General features: G+C 37.3%; 16 protein-coding genes, 1 other RNA gene and 3 pseudogenes. 8 read left to right on the top strand and 12 right to left on the bottom strand.

The features are described 5' to 3' along the window. Positions 1-490 precede the first annotated feature (490 nt). Together coaBC and ribD are read right to left on the bottom strand one after the other, a co-directional pair. The gene (gene coaBC, locus CVPH_RS06210) at positions 491-1684 is read right to left on the bottom strand and encodes a bifunctional phosphopantothenoylcysteine decarboxylase/phosphopantothenate--cysteine ligase CoaBC (protein ID WP_201340861.1); all 1194 of its coding nucleotides are present in this window, start codon (positions 1682-1684) and stop codon (positions 491-493) included. Continuing rightward, on the bottom strand, positions 1681-2730 hold the full coding sequence (gene ribD, locus CVPH_RS06205) for a bifunctional diaminohydroxyphosphoribosylaminopyrimidine deaminase/5-amino-6-(5-phosphoribosylamino)uracil reductase RibD (RefSeq protein ID WP_201340860.1): 1050 nt from the start codon (positions 2728-2730) through the stop codon (positions 1681-1683). The genes coaBC and ribD overlap by 4 nt, the downstream gene beginning before the upstream one ends. Positions 2731-2796: 66 nt before the next feature. Between ribD and recA the strand changes: the two genes are divergently transcribed. From recA to CVPH_RS06175, 6 genes are read left to right on the top strand one after another with little or no spacing between them, the layout of a single operon-like run. Continuing rightward, positions 2797-3831 (top strand): recombinase RecA, encoded by a 1035-nt coding sequence (gene recA, locus CVPH_RS06200; protein ID WP_201340859.1) that lies wholly within the window; start codon positions 2797-2799, stop codon positions 3829-3831. Then, positions 3797-4243: a regulatory protein RecX gene (locus tag CVPH_RS06195; RefSeq protein ID WP_225879660.1), complete on the top strand. Its 447-nt coding sequence runs from the start codon at positions 3797-3799 to the stop codon at positions 4241-4243. The genes recA and CVPH_RS06195 overlap by 35 nt, the downstream gene beginning before the upstream one ends. Beyond that, complete coding sequence (locus CVPH_RS06190) at positions 4236-4610, top strand: hypothetical protein (protein WP_201340858.1); 375 nt, start codon at positions 4236-4238, stop codon at positions 4608-4610. The genes CVPH_RS06195 and CVPH_RS06190 overlap by 8 nt, the downstream gene beginning before the upstream one ends. After that, positions 4600-6393, top strand: coding sequence for an ABCB family ABC transporter ATP-binding protein/permease (locus CVPH_RS06185; RefSeq protein WP_201342440.1), 1794 nt, complete (start codon positions 4600-4602; stop codon positions 6391-6393). The genes CVPH_RS06190 and CVPH_RS06185 overlap by 11 nt, the downstream gene beginning before the upstream one ends. Next, entirely contained in the window at positions 6383-7492 is a 1110-nt protein-coding gene (gene tgt, locus CVPH_RS06180) for a tRNA guanosine(34) transglycosylase Tgt (protein WP_201340857.1), read from the top strand. Before CVPH_RS06185 ends, tgt begins: the two co-directional genes overlap by 11 nt. Further along, positions 7489-7806 (top strand): hypothetical protein, encoded by a 318-nt coding sequence (locus CVPH_RS06175; RefSeq protein WP_201340856.1) that lies wholly within the window; start codon positions 7489-7491, stop codon positions 7804-7806. Before tgt ends, CVPH_RS06175 begins: the two co-directional genes overlap by 4 nt. On the opposite strand, the gene mrdA is transcribed toward CVPH_RS06175, so the two are convergent. From mrdA to CVPH_RS06155, 4 genes are read right to left on the bottom strand one after another with little or no spacing between them, the layout of a single operon-like run. Beyond that, positions 7786-9633 (bottom strand): penicillin-binding protein 2, encoded by a 1848-nt coding sequence (mrdA, locus tag CVPH_RS06170; protein WP_201340855.1) that lies wholly within the window; start codon positions 9631-9633, stop codon positions 7786-7788. The genes CVPH_RS06175 and mrdA overlap by 21 nt on opposite strands. Further along, positions 9621-10088 (bottom strand): rod shape-determining protein MreD, encoded by a 468-nt coding sequence (gene mreD, locus CVPH_RS06165; RefSeq protein WP_201340854.1) that lies wholly within the window; start codon positions 10086-10088, stop codon positions 9621-9623. The genes mrdA and mreD overlap by 13 nt, the downstream gene beginning before the upstream one ends. Before the next feature lie 2 nt (positions 10089-10090). Next, entirely contained in the window at positions 10091-10885 is a 795-nt protein-coding gene (gene mreC, locus CVPH_RS06160; RefSeq protein ID WP_201340853.1) for a rod shape-determining protein MreC, read from the bottom strand. Between the two features lie 35 nt (positions 10886-10920). Continuing rightward, on the bottom strand, positions 10921-11952 hold the full coding sequence (locus CVPH_RS06155; protein ID WP_201340852.1) for a rod shape-determining protein: 1032 nt from the start codon (positions 11950-11952) through the stop codon (positions 10921-10923). A 79-nt stretch (positions 11953-12031) separates the two neighbouring features. On the opposite strand from CVPH_RS06155, the gene CVPH_RS06150 reads away from it, so the two are divergent. Both CVPH_RS06150 and rnpB read left to right on the top strand, forming a co-directional pair. Beyond that, on the top strand, positions 12032-13522 hold the full coding sequence (locus tag CVPH_RS06150) for a fumarate hydratase (RefSeq protein WP_201340851.1): 1491 nt from the start codon (positions 12032-12034) through the stop codon (positions 13520-13522). An 85-nt stretch (positions 13523-13607) separates the two neighbouring features. Further along, positions 13608-13947: RNase P RNA component class A (rnpB, locus tag CVPH_RS06145), an RNA gene on the top strand. A gap of 300 nt (positions 13948-14247) precedes the next feature. On the opposite strand, the pseudogene CVPH_RS11275 reads toward rnpB, so the two are convergent. The 6 genes and pseudogenes from CVPH_RS11275 to CVPH_RS06120 form a co-directional block, all read right to left on the bottom strand. Further along, a pseudogene (locus CVPH_RS11275) lies at positions 14248-14567 on the bottom strand (TRAP transporter large permease subunit); the annotation flags it as partial. Between the two features lie 140 nt (positions 14568-14707). Then, positions 14708-15097, bottom strand: a pseudogene (locus CVPH_RS11270) (TRAP transporter large permease subunit). Positions 15098-15102: 5 nt separating this feature from the next. Beyond that, complete coding sequence (locus CVPH_RS11265) at positions 15103-15597, bottom strand: TRAP transporter small permease subunit (protein WP_425353111.1); 495 nt, start codon at positions 15595-15597, stop codon at positions 15103-15105. A 126-nt stretch (positions 15598-15723) separates the two neighbouring features. Then, a pseudogene (locus tag CVPH_RS06130) lies at positions 15724-16758 on the bottom strand (TRAP transporter substrate-binding protein). A gap of 62 nt (positions 16759-16820) precedes the next feature. Next, positions 16821-17612 (bottom strand): peptide chain release factor N(5)-glutamine methyltransferase, encoded by a 792-nt coding sequence (gene prmC / locus CVPH_RS06125; RefSeq protein WP_201340850.1) that lies wholly within the window; start codon positions 17610-17612, stop codon positions 16821-16823. Positions 17613-17615: 3 nt separating this feature from the next. After that, the gene (locus CVPH_RS06120; protein ID WP_201340849.1) at positions 17616-18149 is read right to left on the bottom strand and encodes a rhodanese-like domain-containing protein; all 534 of its coding nucleotides are present in this window, start codon (positions 18147-18149) and stop codon (positions 17616-17618) included. Positions 18150-18159 lie beyond the last annotated feature (10 nt).

Below are 18159 nucleotides of genomic sequence, written 5' to 3'. Positions count from 1 at the left end.
TTGATTGATTGATTGATTGATTGTGTTTTGTATTGCTTAAAAGTGACGAAAATAGCAAAGAATAGGGCAAAGATTACATCCCATTCAAAGTTTGATATTTTTAAGTGAAAATACTAAGCAAGAAACTTAGGCCATAAACTAGCATAAATAGTTGACACTAATCAAGGGTTTTTGTAAAGCATGTCATTATTGATTTATCATTACTAAATATATCGTGAAACCCTTGGTTTAACAGGTGAAACCAGTTAAGTTTTCCTCTGAAGTGTTTTCAAATCAATTGATAGACATTTTCTCAGCTGTTGGTTTTTTATAAATTTATATAAGTTATTGATTTTTAATTAAAAATTATAACTGATTAATTTTTAATTAAAACCATAAAAAGGTGCAATATATCAACGTTTTGAGCGCTTTTCAATGAAATATTAACATGTTTATCCACAGTTTTGTGAGTAAGTCTATTGGGTATTGATCTAACAGCATTTTTTGGTGTTTATAAGTATTCTTTAATAAAGATTGCAAGGATTTTTTTTGCCACTTTTTGTTTGCTATTTTTGGCAATTTTTTTGTTTAAGTTTTGACTTAAAAAAACCACCTCATTTTCATCCACATTGAAGCCAAAATCAGCATTTGAAACGTCATTAAGGATAATGACATCACAGCCTTTATTTTTGAGCTTTTTTTGAGCTTTTTTTAACGTATTTTGCGTTTCTGCAGCAAAACCCATACAAATAGGTTTTTCTCCTAATTTGCAGACATCTGCCAATATATCTTTGTTTGGAATGAGCTCAAGTATTAGGTTTTTTCCATCTTTTTTGATTTTCTGATTTTTTGAATTTTTAACAGAAAAATCACTTACAGCCGCACAAGCAATAAAAATATCTTGACCAACAATGTTATTCATAACTTTAGTATACATCTGTTGCGCACTAATGATGGGCATATTGTTAGATTTTGCATTTAGAGTTGTGGTGATATTGCCATAAATACAAGTCACTGATGCGCCCATTTCAATACAAGCATTAACTAATGCCATGCCCATTTTTCCACTACTGTGATTAGAAATAAACCTAACTGGGTCAATGGCTTCAATAGTGGCACCCAAAGTAATCAACACCTTTTTACCAGTAAGTTTTGTACTAATGAACTGCTTAGCTACTTGTTTTGCAATACTTAATGGCTCTGCAAGTCTGCCTATACCAATATCACCACAGGCCTGTTCACCAGATTCTGGCTTAATGATGATTGCATGACGACTAATGAGCGTTAATAAGTTGTCTTGAAGTGCATGAGACTGATACATTTTTAGGTTCATAGCAGGTGCAATGAGTAGTGTTGCATCATTTGCTAAAATAACACTACTTAATAAGTCATTAGCTTTTCCTAGAGCGATATTGGCGATGGTATTGGCACTGGCAGGCGCGATTAAAACGGCATCTGCCCATTTCGCAAGTTCAATATGTCCCATGCTAAGTTCAGCATCCTTATCCCATAAATTGTAATGAACTTTATTTTTTGAGATTGATTGTAAGGATAATTCAGTAATAAATTTAGCACCTCCCTCAGTAAGAATCACTTTTACCTGAGCACCTAAATCTTGTAATCGGCGTACAATATCAGGTGCTTTATAAGCCGAAATAGAGCCACTAACGCCAAGGATGATATTTTTATTAGTCAAGCTGTTCATTTCAAAGTGGCAGTTATTTTGATGTCATCACCCACCATTTTAATATCGATAATATTTAGTTTAATTTTATGAGTCATATCTTTAATAATTAGATTAAGCATTGAATTGGCATCACTACCCATCAATACAGGCGCCATATAAATAACAAACTCATCAATTAAGTTACTTTTAATCATAGCACTAATCAGCTTAGGCCCCGCCTCAAGTAGGACATTGTTAATGCCTTGATTGCCTAATTGGGTTAAGACATCATTAAGGTGCAATTCGCCAGAGTCAAACGTTTTAGTGTTAGTTGGGTTTAGGATTAGTGTTGGTGCATCGGTGTTAAATATATTAAGCGAGGTATCTGTTATTTGGTTTTTACTATCAACCACAACACGTAGTGGCGTTGAATTGACATCATCAAGACGTACCGTCATTAAAGGATTGTCATTAATAATTGTGCCTGAACCAGTCATAATTGCCTGGTGATTGGCACGTAGTTTTTGCACGTCCAATCTTGCGATTTCTGAGGTAATCCATTTGCTTTCACCTGAGCTCATTGAGGTTTTACCATCAAGACTCATAGCTATTTTGCAGCGCACAAAGGGCTGATTGGTTTTCATGCGTTTGATGAATCCTTGATTAAGAGTTAATGCATTATTTTCTAACAAGCCAATCTTAACCTCAATACCTGCATTTTCAAGCATAACGACACCTTTACCATTGACCAATGGATTAGGGTCAAGCATAGCAATAACAACTTTTTTAGCACCTGAGTCAATAATGGCTTGTGTGCAAGACGGGGTTTTACCTTGGTGTGAGCAAGGTTCTAAGGTGATGTAAAACGTGGCGTCCTGAGCTTGATGGTTAATTTGTTGTAAGGCGTTAATTTCCCCGTGCGCTTTGCCAAAGGTTTGGTGATAGCCTTTGGCAATAATTTTTGCATGTTTTACAATCACACAACCGACCATAGGATTAGACTTTACACCGTATATTCCTTGACTGGCAAGTTTGAGTGCGATTGCCATATTTTGAGTGTCATTTATTGAAAAAGTTGCCGGCATATTTCAGATATAATTGTGAAAATATTTTTCATAAGAAAAAACAACATTTTACCTAGGAGAAACAACGTGGATGAACAGAAAAAACAAGCCTTAAAAGCAACCCTTGCACAGATTGATAAACAGTTTGGCAAGGGTTCAGTTATGTTTTTGGGCGATGACCAGGCTCAAAGTGATATTGAGGCAGTGTTTACAGGTAGTTTAAGCCTAGATATTGCCCTAGGTATTGGTGGTTTACCTAGGGGGAGAGTGATCGAAATTTATGGTCCTGAGTCATCAGGTAAAACAACCTTGACATTGCACGTGATTGCTGAGGTACAAAAACTAGGTGGTACAGCGGCCTTTATTGATGCTGAGCATGCGCTTGATCCTAGATACGCTAAACGTTTGGGTGTTAACACGGATGATTTGTTAATTTCACAACCCGATACAGGTGAGCAAGCATTAGAGATTACGGATATGTTAGTGCGCTCAGGTAGCGTGGATATTGTGGTGATTGACTCTGTTGCAGCACTAACACCCAAGGCAGAAATAGAAGGTGAAATGGGCGCTTCACATATGGGACTTCAAGCCCGACTTATGTCTCAAGCACTTAGAAAACTCACCTCAAACATTAAGCGAACCAATACCATGGTCATTTTTATCAACCAATTACGTATGAAAATTGGTGTTATGTTTGGCAATCCTGAAACCACAACTGGTGGTAACGCGTTGAAATTTTACGCCTCAGTACGCTTAGATATTCGCCGCATTGGCACGATTAAAAAAGGCGATGAGATTTTAGGCAATGAAACACGCGTTAAGGTTTTAAAAAATAAAGTTGCACCGCCCTTCAAACAAGCAGAATTTCAAATCCTTTACAATGAGGGTATTTCACTTGAAAGTGAAATAATTGATTTAGGCGTGAAGCACGGGTTTGTTGAAAAAGCAGGTGCTTGGTATAGTGTTGAAGGGGAACGAATTGGCCAAGGTAAAGACAACGCTCGTGAATATTTAAAATTAAACCCTAAGCTCAGTCAAAAAATAGAGACACAAATCCGTGAAAAATTACTAACTAAAGAAGCAGATATTGAAAAGGACGTTAGCAATCAAGACGTCGATTAACCAAGCTTACCACCAGGTGTTAAGCTTACTGGTTCAGCGTGAGCATTCTGCTTTAGAGTTGACACGAAAACTAAGCGCCAAAGGTTATGTCGTCGAAGAAATAGAGCCAGTCTTAGCGCAACTAGCACAAAATAATTATCAAAGCGATGAGCGCTTTGCTGAGGCATTTGTACTTATGCGCACTAATCAAGGCAAGGGCGGTGTGCTAATCAGCCAACAACTCAAACAAAAAGGCATTGAAGATTTTGATTTATCAACCATTGATTTTTTTGAACTTGCTAAAAGCGTTAGACTAAAAAAATATGGCGAGCAATTGCCTAAAAATTATAAAGAAAAAGCCAAACAACAGCGTTTTTTACAATCACGTGGGTTTGGTTTTGAACAAATTAACCAAGTATTTAGTTGTGAATAAACTATTTACTATGTGCTCACCTTTGTATATTAAATACCCTAATGGCGAAACAAGAGTAATAGAGGCTTTGTTTGAATATCTAAAGGGTGTTTTATATTTTGAATTTTTTTTAGAAAAAGACCTAACTTATAGTATTAATATTATTAAAGGCGAGGTAATGGGCGAAGGGCCTTGGAAAGTTGGCCAGTGCTCGTTACACGTATTGGGTTGTAATCATACGCATCCACAGTTGTGTGAGATGCATGCGTTCTGGCAACAAGAATTATTGCAAAATCTAGCTCAGTTTAGAGCTAGTGATGTGGTTAAAATTGCTTGTGAAAAAGGTGCCTTTTTACCTGATAACCGCCCAATTAATGATGCGCGGTAATGATAAACAAACCCAAGCCTATGATTTTAAAACCAGAGATGTTAAGGTTTTAAAAAAGCTTTTGCCTTATTTATTAAAAATGCGTGTGCGCGTTGTTTTGGCAACAATGTTTTTAATTTTCGCAAAGCTTGCCAATGTTACAGTACCCGTTGTTTTAAAAGAAATTGTTGATTCTTTAGATCAAACTAACCTTTTACTAATTTTGCCATTAGGGCTACTTTTTGCTTATGGCGTACTTAGGCTTGCTAGTTCGTTGTTTAACGAGCTTCGTGATGCGATTTTTGCACGCGTTCGTTATCATGCGATGCATTTGATTGCACTTGGTGTATTTAAGCATTTACACACATTGGACTTGTCTTTTCATTTGGATCGCCGTATTGGCGGTATTACTCGTGATATTGACCGTGGCACTCAAAGTGTATCCACCTTATTATCGATTTTTGTGTTTAACATTATTCCTTCATTTTTTGAGATATGTTTAGTGATTGGTATTTTGTGGCTGAATTATGATATTTTCTTTGCTGGTATTTCATTATTGACTGTGGTTTTTTATGTCGGGTTTACACTGGCCATTACAACTTGGCGGATGAAGTATCGTTATCAAATGAATGATATGCAGTCTGAGGCTAATACCAACGCAGTGGACAGTTTGATTAACTATGAGACGGTTAAATATTTTAACCAAGAAGACTTTGAGATTAATCGTTACGATGAGACTATGACCCGCTGGGAAAATGTTGCCACCAAAAGTTTTACCTCAATGACGGCACTTAACTTTGTCCAGGGCGCTATTATTGCGGCAGGCGTGACCATTATTTTAATGTCGGCATCTCAAGGCGTGGTTGACAAAAGTTTGAGTCTTGGTGATATGATTATGATCCAAGCATTGTTACTACAGTTGTTTATGCCTTTAGGTTCTTTGGGGATTGTGTATCGGCAGATTAAGCATAATTTTATTGACATGAATAATATGTTTGATTTGCTTGATCGTCAATCGGAAGTGAGCAGCTCTAAAGAAGCACCAAAAATACAAGTCAGTCAAGGAAAGGTTGAATTTAAGTGTATCTCTTTTGCTTACAAAGGTAAAGATAAAGTATTAGAAGATGTTAGTTTTGTCATTGAATCTGGGCAAAAAGTAGCCATTGTAGGTCAATCTGGGTCTGGAAAGTCGACATTGGCTAAATTATTATTCAGATTTTATGACGTGATTAGCGGTGAAATCTTAATTGATGGGCAAAATATCAAAGCCCTTAATCAGCGTTCAGTACAATCAGTCATTGGCGTTGTGCCGCAAGATACAGTGATGTTTAATGAAAGTATTTATTACAATATTGCTTATGGAAAACAAGATGCAAGCCGACAAGAAGTAGAAAAAGTAGCCAAACTCAGCTTTATTGACAAATTTATTGATAAGCTTCCTCAAGGTTATGATACGTTGGTTGGTGAGCGTGGCTTGAAGCTTTCTGGTGGTGAAAAGCAGCGCTTGGCGATTGCCAGAGTGCTTTTAAAAAACCCACCTATTTTAATTTTTGATGAGGCAACATCGGCGCTAGATTCCTATTCAGAAAAAATGGTGCAAAAGGCATTAAAAGAACTGGCTAGTAAGCACACCATTTTAGTAATTGCGCACCGACTCTCTACCATTGTTGACGCTGATAAAATTATCGTTCTTGGAGATGGTAGGGTGCAAGAAAGTGGCACACATGCTCAGTTGTTAGAGTCTAATGGTGAATATGCTAAATTATGGCAGTTACAAGTTAATGAGAAAAGTGATGAAATTTGAATTAAAAAATACAGATAAGACAGCACGTCGTGGCAAAATGATTTTTGATAGAGGCGAGGTTGAGACGCCAGCGTTTATGCCAGTTGGTACCTATGGTACAGTTAAAGCCATGACACCAGAAGAAGTGAGCGGTCTGGGTGCACAAATCATTTTAGGGAATACCTTTCATCTGGCAATTACACCAGGTATAGATGTTATTGAGGCACATGGAGATTTACACGATTTCATGCACTGGCAAGGTCTGATACTAACGGATTCTGGCGGTTTTCAGGTATTTAGCCTAGGAAAAACAAGAAAAATTAGTGAAAAAGGTGTGGATTTTCGCTCACCCAAAGATGGGGCAAAGATTTTTATGGGTCCAGAAGAATCCATGCAAATTCAGTACAAACTTGGTTCAGATATTGTTATGATTTTTGATGAGTGCACACCTTATCCTGCTAACAAAACAACAGCCGATCAATCCATGCAATTGTCTTTACGCTGGGCGCAGCGCTCAAAAAGTGAGCATAATCGTTTAAATAATAAAAATGCCTTATTTGGTATTGTACAAGGTGGTATGTATGAGGATTTGCGTACGCAGTCGGCAGCTACTTTGGTTGAAATAGGGTTTAATGGGTTTGCAATTGGAGGCTTGAGCGTGGGCGAGCCTAAGGAAGAAATGATAAAGATATTAGATTATCTATCAATCCAGCTGCCTAGTGACAAGCCAAGATATTTAATGGGTGTTGGCACGCCAAAAGACTTAGTGGAGGCGGTTGAGCGCGGCATCGATATGTTTGATTGTGTTATGCCAACACGCAATGCTCGTAATGGTTATTTGTTTACCTCGGTTGGTATTGTTAAAATTCGTAATGCACAGTACAAACTTGATACTAACCAGTTAGATACAAATTGTAGTTGTTACACTTGTCAAAATTACTCCAAGTCTTATTTGCATCACTTGCAAAGGGAAAATGAAATTTTAGGCGCAAGGCTTAATACCATTCACAACCTTTATTATTATCAAGACTTAATGTCACAGATACGTAGCGCCATTGAAAATAATAAATTCTCAGACTTTAAACAAACGTTTTACCAACAACAAGAGCATGACTCATGAGTAATAATTTATTATTTTTTGTTGATGAGGATGGTTTTGAAGACTCTCAAAGAAAGGCAAGCAAACTTACTAAGAAAAATACCTACCAAGTGTTGGTGGCTGAATTTGGTTACAATCCAGAGTTTCGAGACCGAGTCAGTAATATTGAGTCTTTGCTAACAACCTTAGAAGGAAACTCGCCTGAGGCTAAAATCATTATTTTATACGATGAAATTAACCAACTACAATTAGACCAACTTAAAGCACGTTACCGCATGGATGCAACCTTAACATTCCCAATTGAGCAAGATTTATTAAGGCGAAGTATTGTTTAGTTGCTTGTCAAAATATACATCAAGCACTTGACGTGCAATTGGTGCTGCTTTTGAACTGCCATTGCCTGCATTTTCAACAATAATAGCGATGGCTATTTCTGGATTCTCAATAGGGGCAAAGCCAGTAAATAAAGCATGATCCCTTAATTTTTCATCAAGTTTTTCTGCAATATATTGCTCTTCAGTGTCAAGACCAAACACTTGTGCAGTACCAGTTTTTCCAGCCAATGTATAAGTTAAACCTTTATTGAGTCTTCTAGCAGTGCCTTTAGGGCTGTAAATAGCTTGTTTCATACCGTCAATCACATCTTCCCAATTTTGAATATTTTTAATTGGAATTTGTACATGATGCCCTTTCTTAGATTTAATAATTATATTGCCAGGCACCTGCGTATTTTTAAGTAAGGTTGGCTGAAACAAAAGCCCCTTGTTGGCAATCGCTGCTGTGGCAACTGCAAGCTGCAAGGGAGTAACAGCCATAAATCCTTGACCAATGCCTGTAATTAAGGTCTCTCCTCGATACCAAGGCTCATTTTTATTAATTTTTTTCCAAGTTTTAGAGGGTAGAACGCCAGCGCTTTCTCCGGGAATATCAATGCCTGTTTTTCGGCCAAAATTAAATAAGTCTAAATTATCGTGTAATTTGTCAATACCCAGTTTATCTGCCAAATCATAGAAAAATACATCACACGATTGCGCGATTGAGTCTTTGACATTTACGTGTCCATGCCCTGTTTTTTTCCAGTCGTTAAATTTGCGTTTAACGTTGGGTAATTTGTAATAACCTGGGCAGAAGGCGCTACTTTTATTAGTAATAATATTTTCTTCCAAGCCTGCTAGAGCCACCATGGGTTTAATTGTAGACCCTGGTGGATATAACCCTTGAACGGCGCGGTTAAGCTGAGGGATGTTTGTTGAAGTTTGTAACTGGTTATAGTTAGTATGTGATATGCCATTAACAAACCAGTTTGGATTATAGATGGGCATACTAACTAGCGTTAATATTTCCCCATTTCTGACATTTATAACTACAATTGAACCACGTTTACCTTGAAGTAATGTTTCTGCTTTTTTTTGCATATCTAAGTCAATGCTTAAATATAAATTTTCACCAGCAATAGCAGGTTTAATAACTTGGGTGTCGATAACTTTGCCACTTACATTTCGTTCAATTTGTTGTAAGCCATTAGTGCCATGCAATCGTGTTTCGTATTGTTTTTCAATGCCGGTTTTGCCTACAAATAAGGTTCCTGAATAGTTTTTCTTATCATAAAAAAGCTTGTCTTTCTTAGTCATTCTTGAAACATAACCAATGACATGAACGCCGGAATCCTGGTTAGGATAAATTCGATGAAAATAAGGTTCTATATTTACACCAATAAAAGCATTGCTAATTAAGAATTTTGCAACCTGGGTCTCATTAAGATTATATTTGATTGGGATGCTATGAAATTTTTGATAACGCCTTGCATTTTTATTAAAGCTTTTGATGTCATTATCGTTGATAAAGCCAGATTGTTTGAGTTGTTGTAGTGTTTTAGCAATATTTTTAGTTTTTTCTTGTGTTAAGGTCAACCGAAATGCTAACTTATTAGTGGCTAAAACATTACCATGGCGATCAAATATTTTTCCTCTACTAGGTGTTATGGGTAGAGTGCGCATTTGGTTGCCCAAAGCTTCTTCTAAGTAATATTCATGATTTACTATTTGTAAATTGTAAATTGTAACCATTAACAAAGTAGTTAGTAAAAAAATAAAAATAAGCGCCAACCTCAGCCTAGAAAAGAGCGCTTTGTTTTCAAATTGAGTATTGTTTATGCTTTGCATTTTGATAATAAAAACCGAACGACTGGCCAAACTAATGCGCCAGTAAATGGTGCTAAAAATAAGTAATAGTTGATAACAAAACCTTGTGTTAATACAAAAGTTAGTAAGAAAAATGCTAGATAAATACTGCTAGATATAAACACATAGATTTGTTGAGTGCTTAGGTTGGATACAAAAAATGATTGTTTGACATTATTAATAAATAGGCTACTCAATATGAGTGCCAAGGCATTTTGTCCCAAAATGTCACCATGTAAGACATCAATAAGTAAGCCAAGAATGAGTGCAATAAAAAATTTGGCTTTGGTTGGAAAATATACCAACCAATAGGTATAAAAAAGCAATAACCAAAATGCAGATGCATCTAACAACATATCATTTAAGGGTACTACACTTAGAATTAATGCAAAAAAAGTAATCTTAATGAGAAATATGTAAGGGCGCTGTACATTCATGGTTAATCGGTCGCAATAATGACAAATTCTAGTTGCTCTAGTGTTTGAGCAGGTTTTAATTGGATGTGCAAGAAAGGCTCATTTTGGTGTTCTTCTACGCGAATTACTGTTCCTAGTGGATATCCATCTGGAAATTTTGAGCCAATGGCGCTACTTAGAAATACATCACCTACTTTAACGTCTAAATTTGATTCGATAAATTCAACATCTAATAGATGATTATTCTCAGCAACACCCCTGCTGATGCCACGAATACCATTACGTTCATTTTTAACAGGCACATGTTGCGTAGGGTCACTAGCCATTAATATGGTTGAATATAGTGGTGTTGTTCGCGATATTTGCCCAATAATGCCTTTAGCGCTTAAGGCAACCTGCCCAACCTTGATACCGCTATTACTACCTTTGTTAATAATAATTTGTTTTTTTAGTCTAGATTGGCTGAGTGCACTTATTCTTGCCAAGGTAAAGTTTTGTTGCTTGATGGCATAACTTGAACCTAAAAGCGCTTGGAGTTTTTTATTCTCAAGCGTTAAAGCGTTGTAGGTTTGTAATTTAGCCTTGAGTTTTAATAATTCACGATGTAAATTATTATTATTTCTGATTAATTGACCTTTGCTGGTACCTTGCTCATCAATCCAAATATAAATCTGTGAAGGTAGGTTTACTATCATATAGATGGGTGATATTAAGGTTGCAATTGGTTGTCTTAGATGATTAAGATATGAGAACTTATAATCAGAGAGTATAAGTAGTATAGCGATAATGACAGGGATAAAAAGTTTAAGAAACTTCATGTTGGCAACCCTATAAATCGTTAATCAGTATTTAACTACTCAGCAGCTAAAAACCCTATATTATGTTCGGATATCATACTAAGTGCGACACCACCACCACGAGCAACACAAGTGAGTGGATCGTCAGCAATACGTACTGGTAGATTGGTTTCTTGACCAATAAGCTTATCAAGACCGTCCAAAAGCGCACCGCCACCTGTGAGAACTAAGCCATTTTCAGCAATGTCAGAGCTTAACTCTGGAGGTGTTTTCTCTAGCGCAGTTCTAATAGCACTAACAATCATTTTAAGTGGTTCTTGTAAGGCTTGTAGAATTTCAGTATTGGTTATATTAAAACTCACTGGAATGCCTTTAGCAACATCACGACCTCTAAATTGCATTTCTTTAATAGCATTTGATTTAAAGGCAGAACCAACTTCTTCTTTGATTTGTTCAGCAGTAGAGTAACCAATAATAATGCCGTGTTCACGACGTACGAATTTAACAATCATGTCATCAAACACATCGCCACCTACGCGCAGTGAGTCAGAATATACAATGCCACTTAGTGACATGATTGCAATTTCAGTTGTGCCACCGCCAATATCAATAACCATAGCGCCTGAAGCTTCTTCAATCGCCATACCTGCACCTAGTGCAGCCGCCATTGGTTCCTCAATTAAATAAACATCACGTGCACCTGCACTAACAGCACTTTCTTTAATAGCGCGACGCTCAACTTGAGTTGCACCGCAAGGCACGCAAATAAGCACTTTAGGGCTGGGTGAAAAAAAGCCAGAATGTAGAACCTTGCGAATAAAATGCTGTAGCATTTTCTCAGTAATTTTAAAATCAGCAATCACACCATCTTTCATGGGTCTGATGGCTTCAATAGAACCAGGCGTCCTGCCCAGCATATTTTTAGCATCTTGACCTACAGCAATAACAGTTGACTCTAGTGACCTTCTGTCGTTATGAATGGCAACTACTGATGGTTCATTAAGTACCACAGCACCATCCATATAAATTAATGTATTAGCCGTGCCTAAGTCGATAGAAAGACTTTGACCTTTTAAAAAATCAAACATAAAAATTCCCAGTTAAGTATTCGTAAAATAAAGAGATATAATACTATAAATAATCAGTAATAATTAACACCTTATAAACATGAAAATTCAGCAAAAACATGTCATAGAAAGCATTTTTGATGCTTTGCAATATATTTCTTATTATCACAGTCCTGATTTTATTCAGGCCATGACCAATGCTTATGAAAAAGAAACTCACAAAGCTGCAAAAAATGCTATTGCACAAATTCTTATTAATTCAAAAATGGCAGTTTTAGGTAAGCGCCCAATGTGCCAAGATACTGGTATTGTGAATGTATTTGTTGAAGTGGGTATGGATGTCACTTGGGCGGCTGATTTGTCATTAGAAGACATGATTAATGAAGGCGTTCGTCAGGCATTTACCTATGCAAATAATCCTCTCAGGGCTTCGATTGTAAAAGACCCGCTATTTACTAGGGTTAACACCAAAGACAATACACCTGCAGTTATTCATATGAAAGTTGTTAAGGGCAATCAACTTAATTTTATTGTGGCAGCTAAAGGCTGTGGCTCTGAAAATAAGGCAAAATTTAGCGTACTTGCACCAGATGATAATATTGTTGATTGGGTGCTAAAAACCATACCAACTATGGGTGCTGGTTGGTGTCCGCCAGGTATGATTGGTATTGGTGTTGGTGGTACAGCTGAAAAAGCTATGTTAATGGCAAAAGAAAGTTTGATGGAGCCTATTGATATTCAAGATATTACACAAAAACCAAACCCTAGTAACCTTGGAAAACTACGTCTGGAGTTATTTAATAAAATTAATCATTTGGGTATTGGTGCACAAGGTTTGGGCGGTTTGACAACGGTATTAGATGTCAAAATTAAAGATTATCCAACTCATGCCGCCTCTCAAGCAGTGGCGATGATTCCTAATTGTGCAGCAACGCGCCATTTACACTTTTCACTTGACGGTTCGGGTGTGGCTCAATTGCCAGAAGTAGATATGGATAGCTACCCTCAATTAGAGATGGATTATTCTCAGTATAAAAAAATTGATTTAAACAGCTTAACCCGCAAGCAAATGGCTCAGTGGAATATTGGCGATACCTTATTGTTAACAGGTACAATTATTACCGGACGAGATGCGGCACATAAGCGCCTTAAGCAAATGCTTGATAATGGCGAAGGCTTACCAGATGGTGTAGATTTTGACAATAAATTTATTTATTATGTTGGTCCAGTGGATGCCGTTGGTGATGAAGTCATTGGCCCAGCGGGCCCCACGACTGCCACACGTATGGATAAGTTTACCGATATGATGTTAGATAATACTAACATTTTAGGCATGATTGGCAAGGCAGAGCGTGGCGAAGATAGTACACGGGCTATTAAAAAACACAAGGCTACGTATCTTATTGCAGTAGGTGGTGCGGCTTATTTAATCTCTAAGTCTATTAAAAAGGCTAAAAAAATTGCATTTGAAGAGATGGGTATGGAAGCAATTTATGAATTTGAAGTTAAAGATATGCCAGTTACAGTTGCAGTTGATACTCAAGGTCATAATATTCATAGCATTTTTCAAGATATTCAGATAACCCACTAAGTGAGTTGCTAGCGTTTAAGTAGAGCCATCTTTTTTAAGACAACTCAAGCGCTTTAGAAAAATAGTCTTGGCGTATAATAACGCCGAAGTTGGTCGGATGGTCGCTGGAGGTTGACCTTTCAGAGGAAAGTCCGGGCTCCATAGAGCAAAGTGCTAGCTAACAGCTAGGTATGGTGACATAACGGAAAGTGCTGCAGAGATTTAGACCGCCTATTTTTAGGTAAGGGTGAGAAGGTGCGGTAAGAGCGCACCGTGCGATTGGTGACAACCGTGGCAAGGTAAACCCCACTTGGAGCAAGCTCAAATAGGCTAATGATGACGCTGCTCGCGGAGTTGGCGGGTAGAGTGCTAAAGCGTTTTGGCAACAAAACACGTAGATGAACGACCATCTATTACAGAACCCGGCTTATAGACCGACTTCTTTTTACTTCGTCTTTTTGCTTTCTACTACATTGAATATCAAACAATACTCATAAAAACTTGTTTTGTTGTACAATCCGATTATGAAAAGTAATATTCAATTAATAGTGATATTGTTGAATATATCGGCTAATGGGTACGCGGATAATACCATTGCACCTGAATATCCTTACTATCCACCGTCTAGCATTTGGGTTGAGGAAGATTATTTTACTTAGCAGGAAAAATACTGTGAGGTGGATTCAATCTATGGCAGGCAACTTGAGCATGCATCGGATAAACAACAAAGTGAGGATTAATGGACTTTAAAAGTCAGAAAAATCATACCAAGTTGGCAACAAAATAAGACTCATTAAAACCATGATTTGGATAGCAATAAAAAGGGCATAACACCTTTGTAGATATCCATTGTTTGGATTGATTTAGGCGCAACATCTTTGAGATAGAACAAACTAAAACTAAAAGGTGGTGTGAGAAAGGAAGTTTGCAAGTTCATAGCAATTAAGATGGCAAACCAAGTCATATCAATGCCGAGTGATTGGGCGATTGGGTAGAAGATAGGGACGATAATCAGTGGTATTTCTACAAAATCGATGAAGAAGCCAAGGATGAGAATGATGAGCATAGATAGTAGAATAAAACTCATTTCTTTGGCAACAAGTAAATATTGTGTGGATTTTTTTAAATCATGATTTTTGCCTTTAAAGGCAGGGGCAGCTTGTTTGTCAAATTGGGCAATAATCAGCACATATAAGATATAACTACCTATCCAGTATTAAAGACGGCATCACTGCACCTTTGAATAAATCTCCCACAAGCATGCCAAGGACATCTGCTAGGATGATTAAAACAATTGAAGGGGGGAATGATTTGTCCTAGTATGCCTGGGGAGGCGCTGGCGAGGGTTTTTTGTAATGGTGTTTGAACATTACGGGTAGTGAGATAACCCCCCATCGCCACTACGCTTGCACCAACAACACCTGTAGAGGCGGCGAGTAATGAGCTGACCAGAATTGTGGAGACAGCAAGGCCATCTCGCACATTGCCAAATAACTCGCCGATGGCTTCTAAAAGCTACTCGGCAAGTTTGGTTTTTTGCAAGACAATACCCATGAAAATAAACAAAGGCACTGCTATTAAAATTGTATTTTGCATCACGCTCATGATGCGATAAGGCATAAAGGCAAATAAATCCACGCCTTTGGGTTAGCACGCCAAAAATAACTGCCACGCCTGTAAAGGTAAATGCCACAGGAAAGCCAACCATTAATAGCATTAGGGTGACTAAAAACATAATAAGTCCTATTATATGGTTTAAGCTTTTTAAGGTTATTACGTGCGAAGATAAGTCCAGATATGACAAGCAAAATAAAACTGAGTGGGATGACACCTTTAATGATAAAGCGATAAGGCAGACTACCAGGGTCGCCACTTTGCTTACTTAGTAAAAAGGCTTGATAGGAAAAATCCACACTGTTGTAAATAATTAAAACACTAATGGGTAGGATGAAGATAACAAAGCCAATAAGATTAATCCATGCCTGTCTTTTAACATTAAGATTGGCATAAAAAATATCAACCCTGACATGGGCATCGTTTTTTAATGTATAAGAAGTGCCGAGTAAAAACATGGCTGAAAATAAATGCCAGCCCATTTCTTGAATGGCGATTGATGAATTGTTAAAGGCTTATCTTAGAACAACATCTGTAAAAATGGTAAATAAAAGCAGTCCAATGTTTAGATTTTCTAACCATTTTGTGTATTTACTCACCATAGTTAATTATTGTGTTTGAGAGCTCAAATAGGCTTGATCTGAGATTGCTGTCCAAGCCCGCGCTTTTTTAAGTAATTCTTTTGTGATTCAATAATTTCTTTGGACAGTAGGTTGTTGGCGGCTAATTTGGCAAGGAGTTTTTTATTAGCAACTCTAAGTTTGTCAAATACTAGCTTTGGAAAAGTTTTGATTTTGATATTGGGATAATCTTTTTTCATGCTCGCCCAGTTTTTGGCGCTTTCATGATTGGAGCGTGCCAGTATGTCATAAGCAGCTAATTTCATCGAGGTGATTAAGATGGTTTTCAGGTCTTCAGGCAGTGCGTTAAATTTTTTCAAGTTAATTAAGAACTGCATTTCAGAGCCAGGTTCATGCCAACCAGTGTAGTAATAAGGGGCAATTTTATGAAAACCCATTCTTAAATCCAGCGAAGGACCTACCCATTCTAAGGCATCAATCGTGCTACGATCTAGTGCAGTATACAATTCACCTGCTGGAATATTGGTAGGTTTAGCACCCACCTCTGCCATGATTTCACCTGCAAATCCAGGGATGCGCATTTTTAACCCTTACAAGTCTTCAATTGAGTTAATTTCTTTTTGAAATCAACCGTCCATTTGACTGCCAGTGTTGCCACCGATAATAGATTTAGTCTATGCTTGGCATAGACTTTATCAATCAATTCTTAACCGCCACCATATTCAAACCAAGCATGTTGCTCGTTTGCTGTCATGCCAAAGGGCGTAGAGGTAAAAAATAAAGTATTGATGTCTTTGCCTTTCCAATAATACGAGCCAGAATGACCCAAGGTCATATTGACCAGATTTAACCATATCAAAAATACCAAGCGGGGCTTTGTGTTTGTTTTTAGAGTCAATTTTAATAATCAGACGACCATTTGACATATCAAGCGCTAATTTAGCGGCAGTTTTTAACTGCATCACCAAAAATAGGGAAGTTGCTTGGCCAAGTTTCGGCTAACTTTAAGGTTTTGTTGCTTAGTTTGATTTTGATTATCGTTATTATTAAACCTGCCAGCAGCAGCGGTGATAAAAGTAGTTAGCATTAATATGGTGAGTGTTTGTGTTATTTTTTTTTCATGATTAACTTTCTTTAATTTGTGCTAAAATAGCGCGATTTTGTTGATTATAGTCTTTAAATTTTTTAATTTTGAAAAAATCATGACTTAATAACCACATGATTTCTTGTTGTTGGTCAAAGCCGTGCTCCAATAAAAGATAGCCCTTTTTATTAAGGTGTTGTGGTGCGTTGTCAATAATGGTGCGGATGTCATCTAAGCCATTTTTGCCAGATACAAGTGCACTCTGTGGCTCAAAACCTAAATCATTAAGATGGGGGTCGCCTTGTTTGATATAAGGCGGATTGGAGATAATTAAATCAAATGTTTGATTAGGCGTGGCTTTAAACCAACTGCCCAGTTGAAAGTTAATATTTGTTTTTGCATTTTGTCGGGCAATGTTAAGCGCATCCATTGAAAAATCAGTTGCAGTTAGGCGCCACTGCGGGTTTTTATCGCTTATCGTTACGGCAATAATACCGCTACCAGTGCCTAAATCAAGTATTTCATAGGTTTGATTTTCATCAAATAAGTCTAAGACAATGTCAATTAAGAGCTCGGTTTCGGGTCTGGGAATTAACGTGCTAGGGGTGACTTTAAAATTAAGATGATAAAACCCTTTTGTGCCGCTCAAATAAGCAAAAGGTGTGCCAGATTGTCTTTGTTTGATAAGTTGATTGAGTTGAGTTTTTTCTTCATTATTGGGCTGATAATCATAATGAGTAATAAGTTGAGCGTGGCTTTTATTAAGGGCTAAAGATAATAGTAGTGCAATATCAATTATACCACTGTTAAAATAATCCTGAATGGTAACCAAGATTTATAAATTAACGGTTGTTAATCCCAGTGCTTTCCAATTTTGCATACCACCTCGAAAGTATTTAATTTTGGCAGCAGGGGTGCCATACTTAAGCAACGCCGTTACAGCAGTTGGTGTTTGACCGTACCAGACGCTATTGCAATACATGACTAAAGCTTTGGTATAAGAAAAATCAGGTAATTCGTCAATTTGAACGCCTAACAAGCCTTCCATAATTTCTAGAGCTTTTTCTTTATTTTTAAAACACGTATAAGGAATGTTAATGGCAGTGGGAATAACACCCGTAATGGTTGGCCAATTAGGCGTACGTGTATCAATAATCAAGATGGTGTCATCACCTGCTGATTTTTGTTTAACGTAGCTAATCATAGTCAACTCGCCAATCGTCTCTACAGCGTATGGCGCAAAAGGGTGCATGGGTTGAATCTTACCACGGGTAGTTTTGAGATAAAAACTAGAGATTTTATTGTCTTTGTTTTGGTTGCGTTGCAGTCTGATGGTTTTGCCATCATGAACAACCTCAACAAAAACCACATGAGGTGAA

Source organism: Abyssogena phaseoliformis symbiont OG214 (genome assembly GCF_016592595.1).
In the GTDB taxonomy this organism is placed as follows: Bacteria; Pseudomonadota; Gammaproteobacteria; order PS1; family Pseudothioglobaceae; genus Ruthia.
This window is presented reverse-complemented; position numbering and strand designations above follow the sequence as displayed.

What these genes read in the sequence shown, in the direction of transcription:
- coaBC (WP_201340861.1), bottom strand. Translation starts at nt 1,684, where the DNA reads ATGAACAGCTTGACTAATAAAAATATCATCCTTGGCGTTAGTGGCTCT.
- ribD (WP_201340860.1), bottom strand. Translation starts at nt 2,730, where the DNA reads ATGCCGGCAACTTTTTCAATAAATGACACTCAAAATATGGCAATCGCA.
- CVPH_RS06185 (WP_201342440.1), top strand. Translation starts at nt 4,600, where the DNA reads ATGCGCGGTAATGATAAACAAACCCAAGCCTATGATTTTAAAACCAGA.
- tgt (WP_201340857.1), top strand. Translation starts at nt 6,383, where the DNA reads ATGAAATTTGAATTAAAAAATACAGATAAGACAGCACGTCGTGGCAAA.
- CVPH_RS06175 (WP_201340856.1), top strand. Translation starts at nt 7,489, where the DNA reads ATGAGTAATAATTTATTATTTTTTGTTGATGAGGATGGTTTTGAAGAC.
- mrdA (WP_201340855.1), bottom strand. Translation starts at nt 9,633, where the DNA reads ATGCAAAGCATAAACAATACTCAATTTGAAAACAAAGCGCTCTTTTCT.
- mreD (WP_201340854.1), bottom strand. Translation starts at nt 10,088, where the DNA reads ATGAATGTACAGCGCCCTTACATATTTCTCATTAAGATTACTTTTTTT.
- mreC (WP_201340853.1), bottom strand. Translation starts at nt 10,885, where the DNA reads ATGAAGTTTCTTAAACTTTTTATCCCTGTCATTATCGCTATACTACTT.
- CVPH_RS06155 (WP_201340852.1), bottom strand. Translation starts at nt 11,952, where the DNA reads ATGTTTGATTTTTTAAAAGGTCAAAGTCTTTCTATCGACTTAGGCACG.
- CVPH_RS06150 (WP_201340851.1), top strand. Translation starts at nt 12,032, where the DNA reads ATGAAAATTCAGCAAAAACATGTCATAGAAAGCATTTTTGATGCTTTG.
- CVPH_RS11265 (WP_425353111.1), bottom strand. Translation starts at nt 15,597, where the DNA reads ATGGGCTGGCATTTATTTTCAGCCATGTTTTTACTCGGCACTTCTTAT.